The following is a 15,563-nucleotide window of genomic DNA, read 5'->3' on the forward strand; positions in this document are numbered from 1 at the left end:
TAACTATATTTATTTGCATGAACATCATTCATTAAGCGTTTTTTTGTTCTCCCCGAAAGGAAAACTATGTAAAACAACATTAATGTGAGTGCTCACACAAATTGCATGATAACTAATTGTTAAAGAAAACGTTTCGATTGAAACGTAGGTGAGAGTCGCATTCGCTCTACACCTGAGCTACCTAAGTAGCGTTGTTCGTTGCTATTGCCTCGAACTGGATGCGTATAATACGCTTCCGAGTTTTGATGTCAACGTTTAATTTTATTTAATTTGAAAAACTTATTTTCTAATTAAAAACTTCACGTTAAGTTAGCTAATCAACCTTAATAAGGTAGTAAGTAACTTATCAAAACATCCACTTGGTTAAGGTTTTTGCCTGAACCCCTTGGAACTGGAGCGCATTGTAGAGAGTTTTTAGTTTTGATCAAGTGTTTTTTCACGCTATTATCAATTTTTTGTTTGATCGATTAATTATCAAACAAAAGTATTCCCTAATGAGTTAAGTTGTTTAAAAAAAGCGCGTAAAAACATATTGTCTGGCTAAAATAAACACTACATACAAAGGCCACCATCGATTTCTATGACACGGCCAGTGAAGAATTCATTTTCGAAGATGTATTTTGCCGTATGGGCAATTTCATCTGCTTCACCTAAACGCCCAACAGGTTTCATCTTCTCTAATCTGTCTTTCATCTCTGGTTTCATTGCATCTGTCATTGCAGTCCGTATAACTCCAGGTGCAATAGCACCAACACGAATACCATGACGACCAAGTTCTCTTGCCCATGTTGTTGTCATTGCTACAACACCCGCTTTTGCTGCAGCATAATTGGTTTGACCTATATTGCCACCACGTGCAATTGAAGACATATTAATGATTACGCCTTGTTTTCCACCTTCAATCATATGAACAGCTGCTTCTCTACCGCATAAAAAGACACCTGTTAAATTGACATCAATGACAGATTGAAAGCTTTCTAAAGACATCTTCTTACTTACAACACCATCTTTGGCTTTAACAAACATACCATCTCGTAATATTCCTGCATTATTAACTAAGCCATCAATACCGTTAAAGTCTTTATTAATTTTTTGGAACGTTTCTTCAACCTCAGCTTCTTTGCTTACATTCGCAAGGTAATAAGCTATTTTTATTCCTTCAACGCCAGCTAATTTTATTTGCTCCACGCTTTCTTGTAGTTACTTTTCATTTAAATCGATCAGTGCGATATTCGCCCCCGATTGTGCAAAGCTGATAGCCATAGTTAGACCTAGACCTTGACCAACACCAGTGATGACGATTGTTTTATCTTGTAATTTCATTGTTCTCTACTTTCTGTTTATTAAATACATTAAAGATACTGGAGGAATATTTCTATCTTTACGTTTGCAGGATGCATAGCATATAAACTATATGCTATGCATCCTGCGCTAAAATTCAAGGTAATTAAGTTAATTTAGCCAGTGGATGTTCTGCTTCTGACCAAGTAGATTCGAAAAACCAATTAAGTACTTTAGTTTCAATTAACTCAACCGATGAATAATGCCATTTAGGGCTATTATCTTTATCGATTAATAATGCTCTGACTCCTTCTAGGAACTCACCAAAATGACCACATTTAACCGCTAAGTTTAATTCCATACGAAAACAATCAGCCAATGACATGCCCTTCGCTTTGGCTAATTGTGAATAAGCTAACTGTGCACTTAAGGCGCTTCCATTTTTCAATGACTTTTGCGCGCGGCTAAGCCATTTATCTTCAGTTTCAACACTTAAGATTGCTGTTATTACTTCTGTTAACTCTTGTTTTTCTACAAACGTACTTATTAATGGTTGATGTTCTTTTAAAGGTGACATTGGCAGTTTACTTGCCGAGCTTTGTTCAAACTCTTGTAACAATTGTGAGGCTTTGTCATGATTTAATGGGATTGTCTCTCCCCAGTTAATCATTTTAAGTTGGGTAAGAAGATTATCTTTATGTTGTTGCTCAACGAAATAATCTGCGAGTTGACAATATTTGGCATCTGCTGCATTGATAGATGCTCCTGTTAACGCTAAGAACAAGCCACAACCAGAAGGCATTTTATTTAGAAAATAACTTGCGCCTACATCGGGAAATAAACCAATACTGATTTCTGGCATGGCTATACGTGAGCTTTCAGTTACCACTCGATGACTTCCAGCAACAAGCATGCCTAATCCACCACCCATAACAATACCGCCACCCCAAACAATAAAAGGTTTGTTAAAAGTGTGAATTAAAAAATCTAGTTGATATTCTTGAGTAAAATAATTTTCAATTTCTGGTGCAAATTGATTATCTGCATTTAATTCTTCAGCTGAGTTTTCAGTACTAGTTTTACTTTTCATAGTACTATTTTTCATAGCACTATATAGATGTACGATATCTCCGCCGGCACAAAATGCTTTCTCACCTTCGCCTTGCAGGAATACTGCGGCAATATCTTGTTGCTGCTGCCATATAATCAACTGTGGATAAAGCAGTGCTACCATATCGCCACTTAATGCATTCAGTGATTTAGGTGAATTGAGGGTGATTAGCCCAATTTTTTTACCACTATTACAATCAACTTCTTGAAAAATAACTACATCTGTCATAATTTTTCCTTTATTAATCCTGTTTAATTTTAAATATCTAACTACTTATTTAGAAAAACAGGCTTACGCTTATTTAGAAAAGCTGGTACGTCTTCTTTTTGGTCTAGTGAGTTATACAACTCAACAAAAGCCTAATGCTCTTGTGGTAAAACTTGTTCAATAGATATAACACGATTTTTTAATTAATTTTTACGAGCAGCTAGTTGCAGCTATTGGACTGTTTTTTTTGTTATTTTTCAGCCAAAGCCATAGTAGTGCTTTTTCTACATTAATGCTCTCACCACATAAGATCATGCGTTTAGTTCAAGCTTTATGACGCTATTAAAAGAAAAAAGTACTCATTGATGATAATCAATGAGTACTTTTGATATATATACACCCATTCCACTTGAAGATTCATGATTCAGAATTCCTGAAACGAGCATCTACAAATGGAGCCGGTATAATGTGAGCTATTGTGCAATCAAATGTGTAATTACAACATTTCTAATGCGATTGCTGTCGCTTCACCGCCACCAATACAAAGGGAAGCAACACCTTTTGATAAACCTTTATTCTTCAATGCATGAATAAGCGTTACCATAATACGCGCTCCACTTGCGCCTAATGGGTGACCTAGGGCACACGCACCACCATTAACATTGACTTTATTGATATCTAGATCCATTTCTTTAACTGCAAGCATAGTGACCATAGCAAACGCTTCATTAATCTCAAATAAATCAACATCTCTTGCAGTCCAACCCGCTTTATCTAGTAATTTATTCATAGCGCCTACTGGTGCTACGGTAAATTCTGCCGGTGCTTGTGCATGTGTCGCATGAGCTACAACTTTACAAAGTGGTGTCAAACCACGTTTTTCAGCTTCTGATAATTTCATCATCACCAGCGCTGCTGCGCCGTCTGAAATTGAGCTTGAGTTAGCTGCGGTGATAGTTCCGTCTTTTTTGAATGCGGCTCGTAATGATGGGATCTTATCTGGACGAGCATTACCTGGCTGTTCATCGGTATCAATAATCGTTTCTTTACGTCTATTAACTACTGTAACAGCTGTAATTTCATTTTTAAAAGCACCTGAATCAATCGCTTGATTTGCACGACTCAACGAACGGATAGCAAATTCATCCATCGCTTCACGAGTAAAGCTAGCTTCATCGGCAGTATCTTGAGCAAAACAACCCATAGAAATTCCGTCATAGGCATTTTCTAAGCCGTCTAACATCATATGATCTATGACTTGGCCATGGCCCATGCGTAAACCGGTTCTTACTTTCGGCAAAATATAAGGTGCATTACTCATACTTTCCATACCACCAGCAACGGCAACATCGATAGACCCTGCAAGTAGTGAGTCATGCGCCTGCATAGCTGCTTTCATACCTGAGCCACATACTTTATTGATTGTGGTACACACAGTTGATAAAGATAATTCAGCAGCAATTGCTGCTTGTCTTGCTGGTGCTTGTTTTAAACCTGCTGGTAAAACACAGCCCATAATGAGTTCATCAACTTGATCGTTGGCTAAATTAGCTTGGGATACAGCGGCTTTAATTGCGGTAGCACCTAACTCAGGTGTAGTTACCGGTGACAAACAACCGCCAAAACCACCCATAGGTGTTCTTACAGCGGAAACAATAACAATAGGATCTGATAATGACATTGAACTCTCCAGTTTCTAAATGATGATAAGTTAAAATAAATTCGAAAAAATTGATACCTTAGCCTAACCTAACATTTAAGTTTACGTCAACGGAACTTTAGTCTTAGGTTTGGCTAACGTAGATTAGATTTAATTAGATTTGATGATAGTAAGGAAAATTGTATTTTCTTTTAAGCGAATAAATATAATTGTTTAGCCTCTTCAAAACTTACCCTTTACGTTAACGTAAACTTCATATAAGATAAATCAATAAATAGTTATCAAGATTAGATACACGAGTAAATAAATGACCCAAAAAATTAGCCAAGCCAAATACTCTATTAGTGACTTATCAAAAGAATTTGATATCACTACGCGCAGCATCCGTTTTTATGAAGATCAAGGGCTAATCTTTCCGGCACGTAAAGGACAAACAAGAGTTTACCATCAAAGGGATAAGGTTCGACTGAAGTTAATTCTACGTGGCAAACGACTAGGGTTTTCATTAGCTGAAACGGGTCGTTTGTTTGAACTTTATGATGTTGATAAAACCAGTGCCACACAGTTAAATACCATAATGACTTTAATAAACAACAAGAAAGAAGATTTAAAACAACAACTTGAAGATATTAACGCGATATTAATTGAACTAGATGACTTAGAGGATAATTGTAAAACTACCCTCAAAACACTCGAGAACATTTAATAGCAACGTCAAGATTTATCGATAATATAAATATAATTAAACCCATTCAATCGTTACTAACTCATCACTGCCAAGCGGGACTGAGTTTCATAAAAAGGATAAAGCATGATTTCAAAATACAGCTCACTTAACTATAACTTAGGCGAAACCGTGGATATGATCCGCGAGACTGTTAACGCTTTTGCCCGTGATGAAATTGCTCCACGCGCTGAACAAATCGATATTGATAATGAATTCCCTGCTGATTTATGGAAAAAATTCGGTGATATGGGTCTATTAGGTATGACCGTTGAAGAAGAATATGGCGGTTCAGGTTTAGGTTATTTAGAACATATCGTTGCTATGCAAGAGATCAGCAGAGCTTCGGCATCTGTAGGTTTGAGCTATGGTGCAATGTCAAACCTATGTTTAAACCAGTTACGTAAAAATGGCTCTCATGAGCAAAAGCTAAAATATTTGCCAAAGCTTTGTACTGGTGAACATGTTGGTGCACTCGCGATGAGTGAGCCAAATGCAGGTTCAGATGTTGTAAGCATGAAACTTCGCGCTGATAAAAAAGGTGATAAGTACATTCTTAATGGTAATAAAATGTGGATAACCAATGGTCCCGATGCTGATGTTTTTGTCATTTATGCTAAAACAGATACTAGTGCCGGTTCAAAAGGTATTACTGCATTTATTGTTGAGCGTGATTACCCTGGGTTTTCTCGCCATCAGAAATTAGACAAGTTAGGTATGCGTGGTTCAAATACCTGTGAGTTAGTTTTTCAGGATTGTGAAGTACCAGCGGAAAACATTTTAGGTGCTGAAGGAAAAGGCGTCCGTGTATTAATGTCAGGATTAGATTATGAACGTGTCGTTTTATCTGGTGGTTCTTTAGGTATTATGGATGCTTGCATGGATTTAGTCGTACCTTATATTCATGACAGAAAACAGTTTGGCCAATCCATTGGTGAATTTCAATTAGTACAAGGCAAAGTAGCTGATATGTACACTCAAATGAATGCAGCTAAATCTTATGCCTACATGGTTGCCCAAGCGTGTGACCGTGGTGAAACTACTCGAAAAGATTCAGCCGCCGTTATTCTTTATGCCGCTGAATTAGCAACTAAAATGGCACTTGATACCATTCAATTACTTGGTGGTAATGGTTATATCAATGAATTCCCAGCCGGTCGTTTACTTCGTGACGCCAAATTGTATGAAATTGGTGCTGGTACTTCAGAGATTCGTCGCATGCTGATTGGCCGTGAATTATTCAACGAATCTAACTAGTAATTCAGTTTTAAACTGAACCATTACTCAAATAACTATTGTAGTGGGTATTTAAACAGGCAATTAGTTAACCAGTAATTGTTTAGTTTGCAGCGGTTTAGTTCAAATACAAGACAAAAAAGTACAGTTGACGTTAGTCAATGTGCTGTTTTAAACGAAGTAGTTGAGTTAAACCGCAATAAAATAAATTATTACTATCAAATAAAAGGCTTTCTCCCGTGGCAAAAATAATAAGTAAGATAAACACTCGCAGCCAAGACTTTCTTGACAATGCTGCTCATATGCAAACCCAAGTTAATGATTTACGAGAAAAACTCGGCGAAATCAAACTTGGCGGTGGCGAACGTTCTCGAGAGCGACATGTCGGACGTGGTAAGTTATTACCAAGAGATAGAGTCAATGCTTTACTAGACGATGGCTCAGCATTTTTAGAGTTATCGCAACTTGCCGCCTACCAGGTTTATGATGATAACGTGCCTAGTGCCGGTATTATCACAGGTATAGGCCGAGTGGCTGGACAAGAGTGTGTTATTGTTGCCAATGATGCCACGGTTAAAGGGGGTACTTATTACCCACTTACAGTAAAGAAACATCTTCGCGCACAATCTATTGCAAAAGAAAACAACCTGCCTTGTATTTATTTAGTTGATTCTGGTGGCGCAAACTTACCAAATCAAGATGATGTGTTTCCAGATAAAGAGCACTTTGGTCGAATTTTCTTTAATCAAGCGAATATGTCAGCCAAAAACATTCCTCAAATTGCTGTTGTCATGGGCTCTTGTACTGCAGGAGGTGCTTATGTACCTGCAATGGCAGATGAGTCTATTATTGTTAAAGAGCAAGGGACTATATTCTTAGCGGGGCCTCCACTCGTTAAAGCAGCTACAGGTGAAGTAGTGAGTGCTGAAGATCTTGGTGGTGCGGATGTCCACTGTCGTACTTCAGGTGTTACCGATCATTATGCACAAAATGATCACCATGCTCTTGAAATAGCACGTTCTGCTGTTAAAAACTTAAATCGAGTAAAACCGGTAACGATAGATTTCAAACAAGTTGTTGAACCTGAATATCCAAGTGACGATATTTACGGCATTATCCCTAAAGATACCCGTCAGCCCTATGATATACGTGAAGTTATTGCTCGTATCGTTGATGGCAGCGAGTTCGACGAATTTAAAGCGCTTTATGGCAACACCTTAGTTTGTGGCTTTGCCAATATTTATTGCTACCCTGTCGGTATTGTTGCCAATAATGGTGTGCTATTTGGTGAGTCAGCAGAAAAAGGTGCACACTTTATTCAACTATGTGCACAACGAAAAATCCCCCTAGTATTTTTACAAAACATCACCGGTTTCATGGTTGGTAAACAGTACGAATCAGGTGGTATAGCTAAACATGGTGCCAAAATGGTTACTGCTGTAGCTACGGCACAAGTGCCTAAGTTTACCATTTTAATTGGTGGCAGCTTCGGTGCAGGAAATTATGGCATGTGTGGCCGCGCTTACGATCCTCGGTTCTTATTTATGTGGCCAAATTCACGTATATCAGTGATGGGTGGCGAACAAGCTGCTGGCGTTATGGCGCAAGTAACACGTGATAAAAAAGAGAAACTGGGTGAAAGTTGGAGCGAAGCCGACGAGCAAAGCTTTAAGCAACCTATCATTGATAACTATGAACACCAAGGTCATCCTTATTACGCCTCTGCGCGATTATTGGATGATGGCATTATCGATCCTGCTGATACTAGACAAGTTTTAGGTTTAGCTATTTCAGCCTCATTAAACAAAACAATTGAAGAGACCAAGTTTGGTATCTTCCGTATGTAACCGTATAAATAAAAGGTGAAAAGTACTTATTATGAATACCAATAACGACATGGTTTTGTTAGAAGTTAATGAGCAAGGTATTGCCACCGTTACTTTGAACAATCCTGATAAACATAATGCTTTTGACGATGGCATCATTAAACAGTTAACTGATATTTTTAATAACATCAGTAAGCGCGATGACATTAGCATTATGATTTTAGCCTCAAACGGCAAGAGTTTTAGTGCAGGTGCTGACTTAGGTTGGATGAAACGTATGGCAAGTTACTCGTATGAAGATAACTTGAAAGATGCCAACGCCTTAGCACAAATGTTAAAAGCATTAAATTTTTTGCCACAAACGACTATTGCCAAAATTCAAGGCGCCGCTTTTGGTGGTGCTGTTGGTTTAGCTAGCTGTTGCGACATTGTTATCGCGAGTACTAAAGCAAGCTTTTGTTTGAGTGAAGTTAAATTGGGCTTAATACCTGCAACTATCAGCCCTTATGTAGTAGATGCCATTGGTTTAAAAGCGAGTCGCCGTTACTTTCAAACTGCCGAGCGGTTCTTTGCTGATAAAGCACAGCAACTTGGCTTAGTGGATGAAGTGGTAGCGCCTGAAGAGTTAACTGATGAAGTTAATTCGATGGTAGCTAAATTATTAGCTAATGGTAGCCAAGCTAGACGACAGGCAAAAAAACTCAGCCAAGATGTCGCCTTTCAAACAATTAATGACAACTTACTCAAAGACACTAGTGAGCGTATAGCAGCAATTCGCGTATCAACTGAAGGACAAGAAGGCTTAACCGCTTTTTTTGAAAAACGAACGCCTAACTGGTAAATAAAATAGGCGTCGATTTACCCCTTACTCAGTGATACTAAGTGATACTAAAAGAATAAAAGGATAGATAAATGTTCAGTAAAATTTTAATTGCCAACCGTGGTGAAATTGCCTGCCGCATTATTAAAACAGCCAAGAAAATGGGTGTATTAACCGTTGCCGTTTATTCAGATGCCGACAAAGATTCGTTGCATGTTCATATGGCCGATGAAGCCGTTTACATTGGCCCTTCGCCATCACGCGAAAGTTATTTGTTAGGTGATAAAGTCATCGCTGCCGCCAAACAGACAGGTGCACAAGCAATTCATCCTGGTTATGGCTTTTTGTCTGAAAATGCTGGTTTTTGTCGTAACTGTGCAGCTGAGAACATCACTTTTATCGGCCCTCCTGTTGGCGCCATTGAAGCCATGGGTTCAAAATCTGCCGCTAAAAACATTATGGAAAAGGCCGATGTGCCATTAGTGCCTGGTTATCATGGTGATGATCAGTCACGTGATATCATCAAAAAAGCGGCTGATGATATGGGCTATCCTGTATTATTAAAAGCCACAGCTGGTGGCGGTGGTAAAGGCATGCGCCAAGTTTGGAGCGAAGCAGAATTCGATGAGGGTTTAGCCGCTGCAAAACGTGAAGCGATGTCATCATTTGGTGATGACACTATGTTAGTTGAAAAGTATCTAACGCAGCCTCGCCATGTTGAGATCCAAGTATTTTGTGATAATCACGAAAATGCTGTTTATTTATTTGAACGTGATTGCTCAGTACAACGCCGCCATCAAAAAGTAATTGAAGAAGCCCCTGCTTTTAGTATGAGTGAAGAATTACGTGCTCAAATGGGCGAATCAGCCATTAAATCTGCCCAAGCAATAGGCTATCAAGGTGCTGGTACTGTTGAGTTTTTACTTGATATCGACGGCTCTTTCTATTTTATGGAAATGAACACCCGCTTACAAGTTGAACACCCTGTTACTGAAATGATCAGTGGACAAGATTTAGTAGAATGGCAGTTACGCGTAGCCGCTGGTGAATTACTGCCTAAAACACAAGCACAACTTGTACTTAACGGTCATGCTTTTGAAGCGCGTATTTATGCAGAAGATGCTAATAACGACTTTTTACCCGCAACAGGAAAGTTGACTCTATTAAAAACACCTATTGAGAGCGAACATGTTCGTATAGATACCGGTGTTCGTCAAGGCGATGACGTTAGTGTGTATTATGATCCCATGATTGCTAAATTGATTGTCTGGGATGAAAACCGTGAAAAGGCACTCCAGCGTTTAGCAAAAGCATTGAGTGAGTACCGTATTAATGGTGTAACGACTAATATTGATTTTCTTTATAATTTAGCCACATCAGCTCCTTTTAAAGCCGCTGATATTGATACAGGTTTTATTGAAAAAAATCATGACCTGATTTTTCATAACGATGAAAAACCACTAGTTAATGAGTTACCTATTGCCGCTTTATTCCTTGTTCTATCTAAAGAAAGCAAGGCAAAACAGCAAGCGCAACAAAGTAACGACCCTCATTCGCCCTGGTATAATGCTAATGCATGGCGCCTAAATGAAGCAAATTTACATACCCTAGTACTCGCGCACAATGATACCGAGCACACGGTAACGATTGAACAAAAACGCCAAGGGAATGATGCCTATTATTCAATTATTGTAAATGGTGAAAAGTTTGATTGCCAAGGCGAAATATTAACTACACCTCATAATGATGACACTATTGTAGCGACTATTAACGGTCATCGTAGCCAAACTACCTTTAATCACTTTGAAAATAACATAAGTCTATATAGGACTAATGGCGTATTTAACTTTACTCATATTCTGCCAGACTGTGGTCAGCATAACGAAGATGACAATCATGGTGGTTTAGCAGCACCAATGAATGGCACCATGGTTAGTGTGTTGGTTAAATCTGGCGAACAGGTTAGTAAAGACCAACCATTATTAATCATGGAAGCAATGAAAATGGAACACACTATCAAAGCACCAAGCAACGGTACTATTGATGAGATATATTTCCAAGTTGGTGACATGGTAGATGGTGGTGCTGAGTTATTAGCGTTCACTGAACAAGAAAATAGCAGTGAAAATTAGGAGTAATCATGTTATCAAACAAATTACCACAACAGGTTAAAGTTGTTGAAGTTGGTCCTAGAGACGGTCTGCAAAATGAAGCGACGCCCATTAGTGCTAACGATAAGATTCAGCTGATAGAAAAACTCAGCGATGCTGGTGTTAGTTATATTGAAAGTGGCAGCTTTGTTTCACCTAAATGGGTGCCACAAATGGCAACCTCTACTGAAGTGTTTGAAAAACTCAATCGCAATCAGAAGGTAACCTATGCAGCATTAACACCTAATATGCGTGGTTTTGAAGCAGCAATGGCAGTCAATGCTGATGAAGTCGCTATCTTTGGTGCTGCTTCAGAAAGCTTTAGCCAAAAAAACATAAACTGCTCTATTGAGGAGAGCCTTGAGCGCTTTGCACCTATTATGGAAGCGGCTAAAAAAGCCAATATCAAAGTCCGTGGTTATGTTTCTTGTGTATTGGGTTGTCCTTATGAAGGTGATATAGCTCCAGAGCAAGTCGCTTTAGTCGCAGAAAAACTCTTTGCCATGGGCTGTTATGAAATTTCGTTAGGTGACACTGTCGGTGTTGGCAACCCAGCAAGCGTAACAAAGATGATACAAGCCGTTAGTGCCCGTGTACCAACAGATAAACTAGCTGTTCACTTTCATGATACCTATGGGCAAGCGTTAACTAATATTTACGCTGCATTACAACTGGGTGTCAAGGTAGTCGATAGTGCTATTGCTGGTTTAGGCGGTTGTCCTTATGCTAAAGGAGCTTCAGGTAATGTAGCGACTGAAGATGTAGTTTATATGCTTAATGGTTTAGGTATAGCGACAGACATCGATTTCAAAAAGTTACTGCAAGCTGGTTGGTTTATTAGCGATAAGTTAGGTAAAGCACCTATATCTAAAGTATCAAATGCCTATTTAGCACAAGAAAAAGTTTCAGAAGAATAGTAATTTCTTCGCACAGAGATAATGAAGATAAAGTAAATTAATATAATGATGAATTACTTTTTATTCTTTCTCTCTGTTAAATTTTATAAAATATCAAACCAAATGAGGAGAATAAAATGGCAGGATTCGACAAAGTAGTGTCAAGCTATGAGGAAGCCATGGCTGGGCTAACAGATAACATGACCGTTATCGCAGGTGGTTTTGGTTTATGTGGTATCCCTGAAAACTTAATCAGTGAAATCAAACGCAAAGGGACTAAAGGCTTGACCTTAGTTTCTAATAATTGTGGTGTTGATGATTTTGGTTTAGGTGTTTTATTATCTGATCGACAAATAAAAAAAATTGTTGCCTCTTATGTGGGTGAGAATGCTGAGTTTGAGCGCCAAATGATGGCGGGCGAACTAGAAGTAGAATTAACACCACAAGGTACGCTTGCAGAAAAGATGCGCGCTGGTGGTGCTGGTATTCCAGCTTTTTACACTGCAACAGGTGTTGGTACGCCAGTAGCTGAAGGCAAAGATGAACGAACATTTAATGGCCGTCAGTATATTTTAGAAGAAGCTATTACCGGCGATTTCGCGATTGTCAAAGCATGGAAAGCGGATAGATACGGTAATTTAGTTTTTAGAAAAACGGCTAGAAACTTTAACCCTATGGCAGCAACTGCTGGCAAAATTACGGTCGTTGAAGTAGAAGAAATAGTTGAAGTGGGTGAGTTAGATCCAGACCAAATTCATACACCTGGTATTTATGTTGATCGCTTGATTCAAGGCACTTTCGAAAAACGTATTGAACAACGTACTGTTCGTCCATCTTCAGCACAAGGAGCAAAATAATGGCCTTATCAAGAGAACAAATAGCTCAACGTGTTGCCCAAGAACTAAAAGATGGTTATTACGTTAATTTAGGTATAGGTATCCCTACCCTCGTTGCAAACTATGTTCCACAAGACATTGAAGTGATGTTGCAATCAGAAAATGGTTTACTGGGTATGGGACAATTTCCAACTGAAGAAGAAATTGACGCCGATCTGATTAATGCTGGTAAGCAAACAGTCACCATGGCAACTGGCGCATCTGTCTTTGACTCTGCTGAGTCTTTTGCCATGATACGAGGCGGCCATGTAGATTTAACTGTTCTGGGCGCATTTGAAGTCGATGTTAACGGTAATATTGCTTCCTATATGATCCCTGGTAAATTGATCAAAGGCATGGGCGGCGCTATGGATTTAGTCGCTGGCGCAGATAATATTATTGTCACCATGACACACGCTTCTAAACATGGCGTATCAAAACTACTTAATAACTGTTCTTTGCCATTAACTGGTAAAGGTTGCATTAAGAAAGTATTAACTGATTTAGCTTTTATTGAAATTAAAGAAGGTAAATTTCATTTACTTGAACGTGCACCAGGTGTTTCAGTTGAAGAAATAATTAAGTTAACTGAAGGCGAACTTGTTGTTACTGGTGATATACCAGAAATGAATTTTTAATTCTATAGTACTTTGTAACTAAGTAATACCTTATTTCCTAGCTAAAGCAAAGAGATAGCTTACTTTTAAAATTAAAATAAAGGTAATAGGAATCAAACTATTACCTTTTTTCTTTACATGTTTAGTCTCGTATTATTTCCATTCCCATTTTAACTAGCTGTCCCCTCTTGCCCATTTAGCTTGCACTTTGGTAACAATTACGTGATACTTATTTTTGACAAAGAAAAGGCAAAGCACGCGAAAACGTGTTACGCAAAACCACCGGTCTAAGGGTAAAGTTTAATTATTTCTACTTTATCTATGACAGCGGAGTCACCTCGTTAACAGGTACATCCCGTGGTTTTTTCTTTTATTAACTCCATAATTAAGGTTTATAAAATGAAAAAATTATTAATAGCTTCAACCATCACAGCTTTAACATTAACGTCTGTTCTAACTACACCAAAGGCACAAGCTGCTGACATTGCGACAAGTATATGTGAGTACGTAGCAGCCGATGACAAAAAACGCATGCGTTCATTTTTAAAGACTAATAAACTTAAAATTCGTCGTATCTTCGACAATATTCAGTGTAATGGTAAGAACTTATTAGAGTTTGCTTCAACCTCTGGTTCAGTAAAAACTGGTTCTTTGATGATTTCAAAATTACCAAAGAAAGTAGTTTCGGCTAACCTAGAGATTCTTCAAACTGGATCGCAACCATTGATAGACGCTGCCAACGCTCGCGTTAGCAGTTAAAAATTATTTAAAGTAGATGTTAATACCTTTTAGCAATAAAAACGGATGAGTAAAAGCTATACTATTTAATAATTCTATGTCATTTTAAAAAATCCAGCTTTGCTGGTTTTTTTTTGTCCTGAATAAAGTAATTAATGAGTTAACTAGCTAGCGAAGTAAATCAAAAGCACATACACTTAAGTCATTGAAGCCGATTAATAAATAGATACAGCTTACACTGCTTAAAAATAAAAAAATCATTATCTATGACACTAAAAAGAAACTATCTTAATAATAAAAACGCGCTGGTGTTAACTGGTGGTGGTGCCCGTGCAGCTTATCAAGTTGGTGTTTTGTCTGCCATTTCAAAGTTCATTCCTAGAAACCATGGTATTCCCTTTTCAATCCTTTCAGGCACTTCTGCTGGAGCTATCAATACTACCTCATTAGCTTGTTATGCATCATGCTTTCAATTAGGGGTAAAAAAACTGGAATGGGCTTGGAAAAACTTCAATATATCAAGTATCTACCATAGTGATCCGATCAACGTATTTAGTCATATAAGCCAAGGTATGCTCGCTAGTTTTCAAGCTGATTATGCGAACAAAAATCCTCGTAGTTTACTTAATAACGCCCCTCTTAGAGCATTACTCAACCAAATTCTCGACTTTAATCGCATTGATAATAATATTGCGCGCGGCTACTTATCAGCTGTATCAATTACAGCATCAAGTTATAGCAATGGTGATTCGATTAGCTTTTATCAATCGGACGGTTTAGCACTACCTTGGTCCCGCGTTAAAAGGCGTGGTGAATTATGCCAGTTAAACACAGAACATTTGATGGCTTCTGCTGCAATTCCAATGGTTTTTCCTTCGGTTAAAATTAAGAACCAACACTTTGGTGATGGTTCAGTGCATCAACTCTCTCCATTGAGTCCAGCGATACATTTAGGCGCAAAAAAAATCTTTGTGATTGGTGTTGATCAGCCAAAGGAGCCCCTACATGCAAGAGAAAGTACGCCCCACCCTCCAAGTTCGGCAACTATCGCGGGTCATCTACTCGATTCCATTTTTTCAGATACCATGCACAGCGATCTTGAACGTATGGCACGTATAAACGAAACCCTTAAATTGATATCAGCTCAAAATAGAAAAGAAAACGAGGGATTACAACATATAGATAGTTTTGTTATAAATCCTAGTCATGATTTTAATGAGATAGCTGCGCAATATTACTATGACTTACCTTTATCAATTCGCTTGCTGTTACGTAGCGCAGGAATAAGCAATGATTCTGAGTCGAGTATTATCAGTTATTTATTATTTGAGAAAAATTTTTGTGGAGAATTAATTAGGTTAGGTTTTGCTGATGCAATGGAGCAAGAACAAGCCATTAGAAACTTCCTTGATATATGACCAT

At 38.3% G+C, this 15,563-nt stretch carries 12 protein-coding genes, 1 pseudogene and 1 riboswitch; of the genes and pseudogenes, 10 read left to right on the forward strand and 3 right to left on the reverse strand.

Annotated elements, in window-relative coordinates; translation table 11 throughout:
- Positions 1–552 precede the first annotated feature (552 nt).
- The 3 genes and pseudogenes from ESZ36_RS05615 to ESZ36_RS05625 form a co-directional block, all read right to left on the reverse strand.
- Positions 553–1,323 (reverse strand): annotated as a pseudogene (locus tag ESZ36_RS05615) (SDR family oxidoreductase).
- Positions 1,324–1,447: 124 nt separating this feature from the next.
- A complete protein-coding gene (locus ESZ36_RS05620) occupies positions 1,448–2,620 on the reverse strand; it encodes an enoyl-CoA hydratase/isomerase family protein (RefSeq protein ID WP_146784809.1) in 1,173 nt (390 codons plus the stop codon).
- Positions 2,621–3,095: 475 nt separating this feature from the next.
- Complete coding sequence (locus ESZ36_RS05625) at positions 3,096–4,280, reverse strand: acetyl-CoA C-acyltransferase (RefSeq protein WP_146784812.1); 1,185 nt, start codon at positions 4,278–4,280, stop codon at positions 3,096–3,098.
- 286 nt (positions 4,281–4,566) lie between these two features.
- Here ESZ36_RS05625 and ESZ36_RS05630 point away from each other — a divergent pair, with 286 nt between their 5' ends.
- From ESZ36_RS05630 to ESZ36_RS05675, 10 genes are all read left to right on the forward strand, one after another.
- Positions 4,567–4,965, forward strand: coding sequence for a MerR family transcriptional regulator (locus ESZ36_RS05630; protein WP_146784815.1), 399 nt, complete (start codon positions 4,567–4,569; stop codon positions 4,963–4,965).
- A 105-nt stretch (positions 4,966–5,070) separates the two neighbouring features.
- The gene (locus ESZ36_RS05635; protein ID WP_011042439.1) at positions 5,071–6,240 is read left to right on the forward strand and encodes an isovaleryl-CoA dehydrogenase; all 1,170 of its coding nucleotides are present in this window, start codon (positions 5,071–5,073) and stop codon (positions 6,238–6,240) included.
- Between the two features lie 218 nt (positions 6,241–6,458).
- Positions 6,459–8,066 (forward strand): carboxyl transferase domain-containing protein, encoded by a 1,608-nt coding sequence (locus ESZ36_RS05640; protein WP_146784818.1) that lies wholly within the window; start codon positions 6,459–6,461, stop codon positions 8,064–8,066.
- Positions 8,067–8,097: 31 nt separating this feature from the next.
- Positions 8,098–8,886, forward strand: a complete 789-nt coding sequence (locus tag ESZ36_RS05645; protein ID WP_146784821.1) for an enoyl-CoA hydratase/isomerase family protein — start codon at positions 8,098–8,100, stop codon at positions 8,884–8,886.
- A 71-nt stretch (positions 8,887–8,957) separates the two neighbouring features.
- Positions 8,958–10,997, forward strand: coding sequence for an acetyl/propionyl/methylcrotonyl-CoA carboxylase subunit alpha (locus tag ESZ36_RS05650; RefSeq protein ID WP_146784824.1), 2,040 nt, complete (start codon positions 8,958–8,960; stop codon positions 10,995–10,997).
- Positions 10,998–11,005: 8 nt separating this feature from the next.
- On the forward strand, positions 11,006–11,932 hold the full coding sequence (locus ESZ36_RS05655) for a hydroxymethylglutaryl-CoA lyase (RefSeq protein ID WP_146784828.1): 927 nt from the start codon (positions 11,006–11,008) through the stop codon (positions 11,930–11,932).
- Positions 11,933–12,048: 116 nt separating this feature from the next.
- On the forward strand, positions 12,049–12,768 hold the full coding sequence (locus ESZ36_RS05660; RefSeq protein WP_146784831.1) for a CoA transferase subunit A: 720 nt from the start codon (positions 12,049–12,051) through the stop codon (positions 12,766–12,768).
- Positions 12,768–13,424, forward strand: coding sequence for a 3-oxoacid CoA-transferase subunit B (locus ESZ36_RS05665; RefSeq protein WP_146784834.1), 657 nt, complete (start codon positions 12,768–12,770; stop codon positions 13,422–13,424). Before ESZ36_RS05660 ends, ESZ36_RS05665 begins: the two co-directional genes overlap by 1 nt.
- A 217-nt stretch (positions 13,425–13,641) precedes the next feature.
- Positions 13,642–13,744: riboswitch (cyclic di-GMP riboswitch) on the forward strand.
- A gap of 58 nt (positions 13,745–13,802) precedes the next feature.
- Positions 13,803–14,162 carry a DUF3718 domain-containing protein gene (locus ESZ36_RS05670; RefSeq protein ID WP_246129003.1) on the forward strand — a complete coding sequence of 120 codons (360 nt, stop codon included), beginning with the start codon at positions 13,803–13,805 and terminating at the stop codon, positions 14,160–14,162.
- 245 nt (positions 14,163–14,407) lie between these two features.
- Complete coding sequence (locus ESZ36_RS05675) at positions 14,408–15,559, forward strand: patatin-like phospholipase family protein (protein ID WP_146784840.1); 1,152 nt, start codon at positions 14,408–14,410, stop codon at positions 15,557–15,559.
- Positions 15,560–15,563: the final 4 nt, after the last annotated feature.

The organism is Colwellia demingiae, assembly GCF_007954275.1.
Taxonomy (GTDB): Bacteria; Pseudomonadota; Gammaproteobacteria; order Enterobacterales; family Alteromonadaceae; genus Colwellia; species Colwellia demingiae.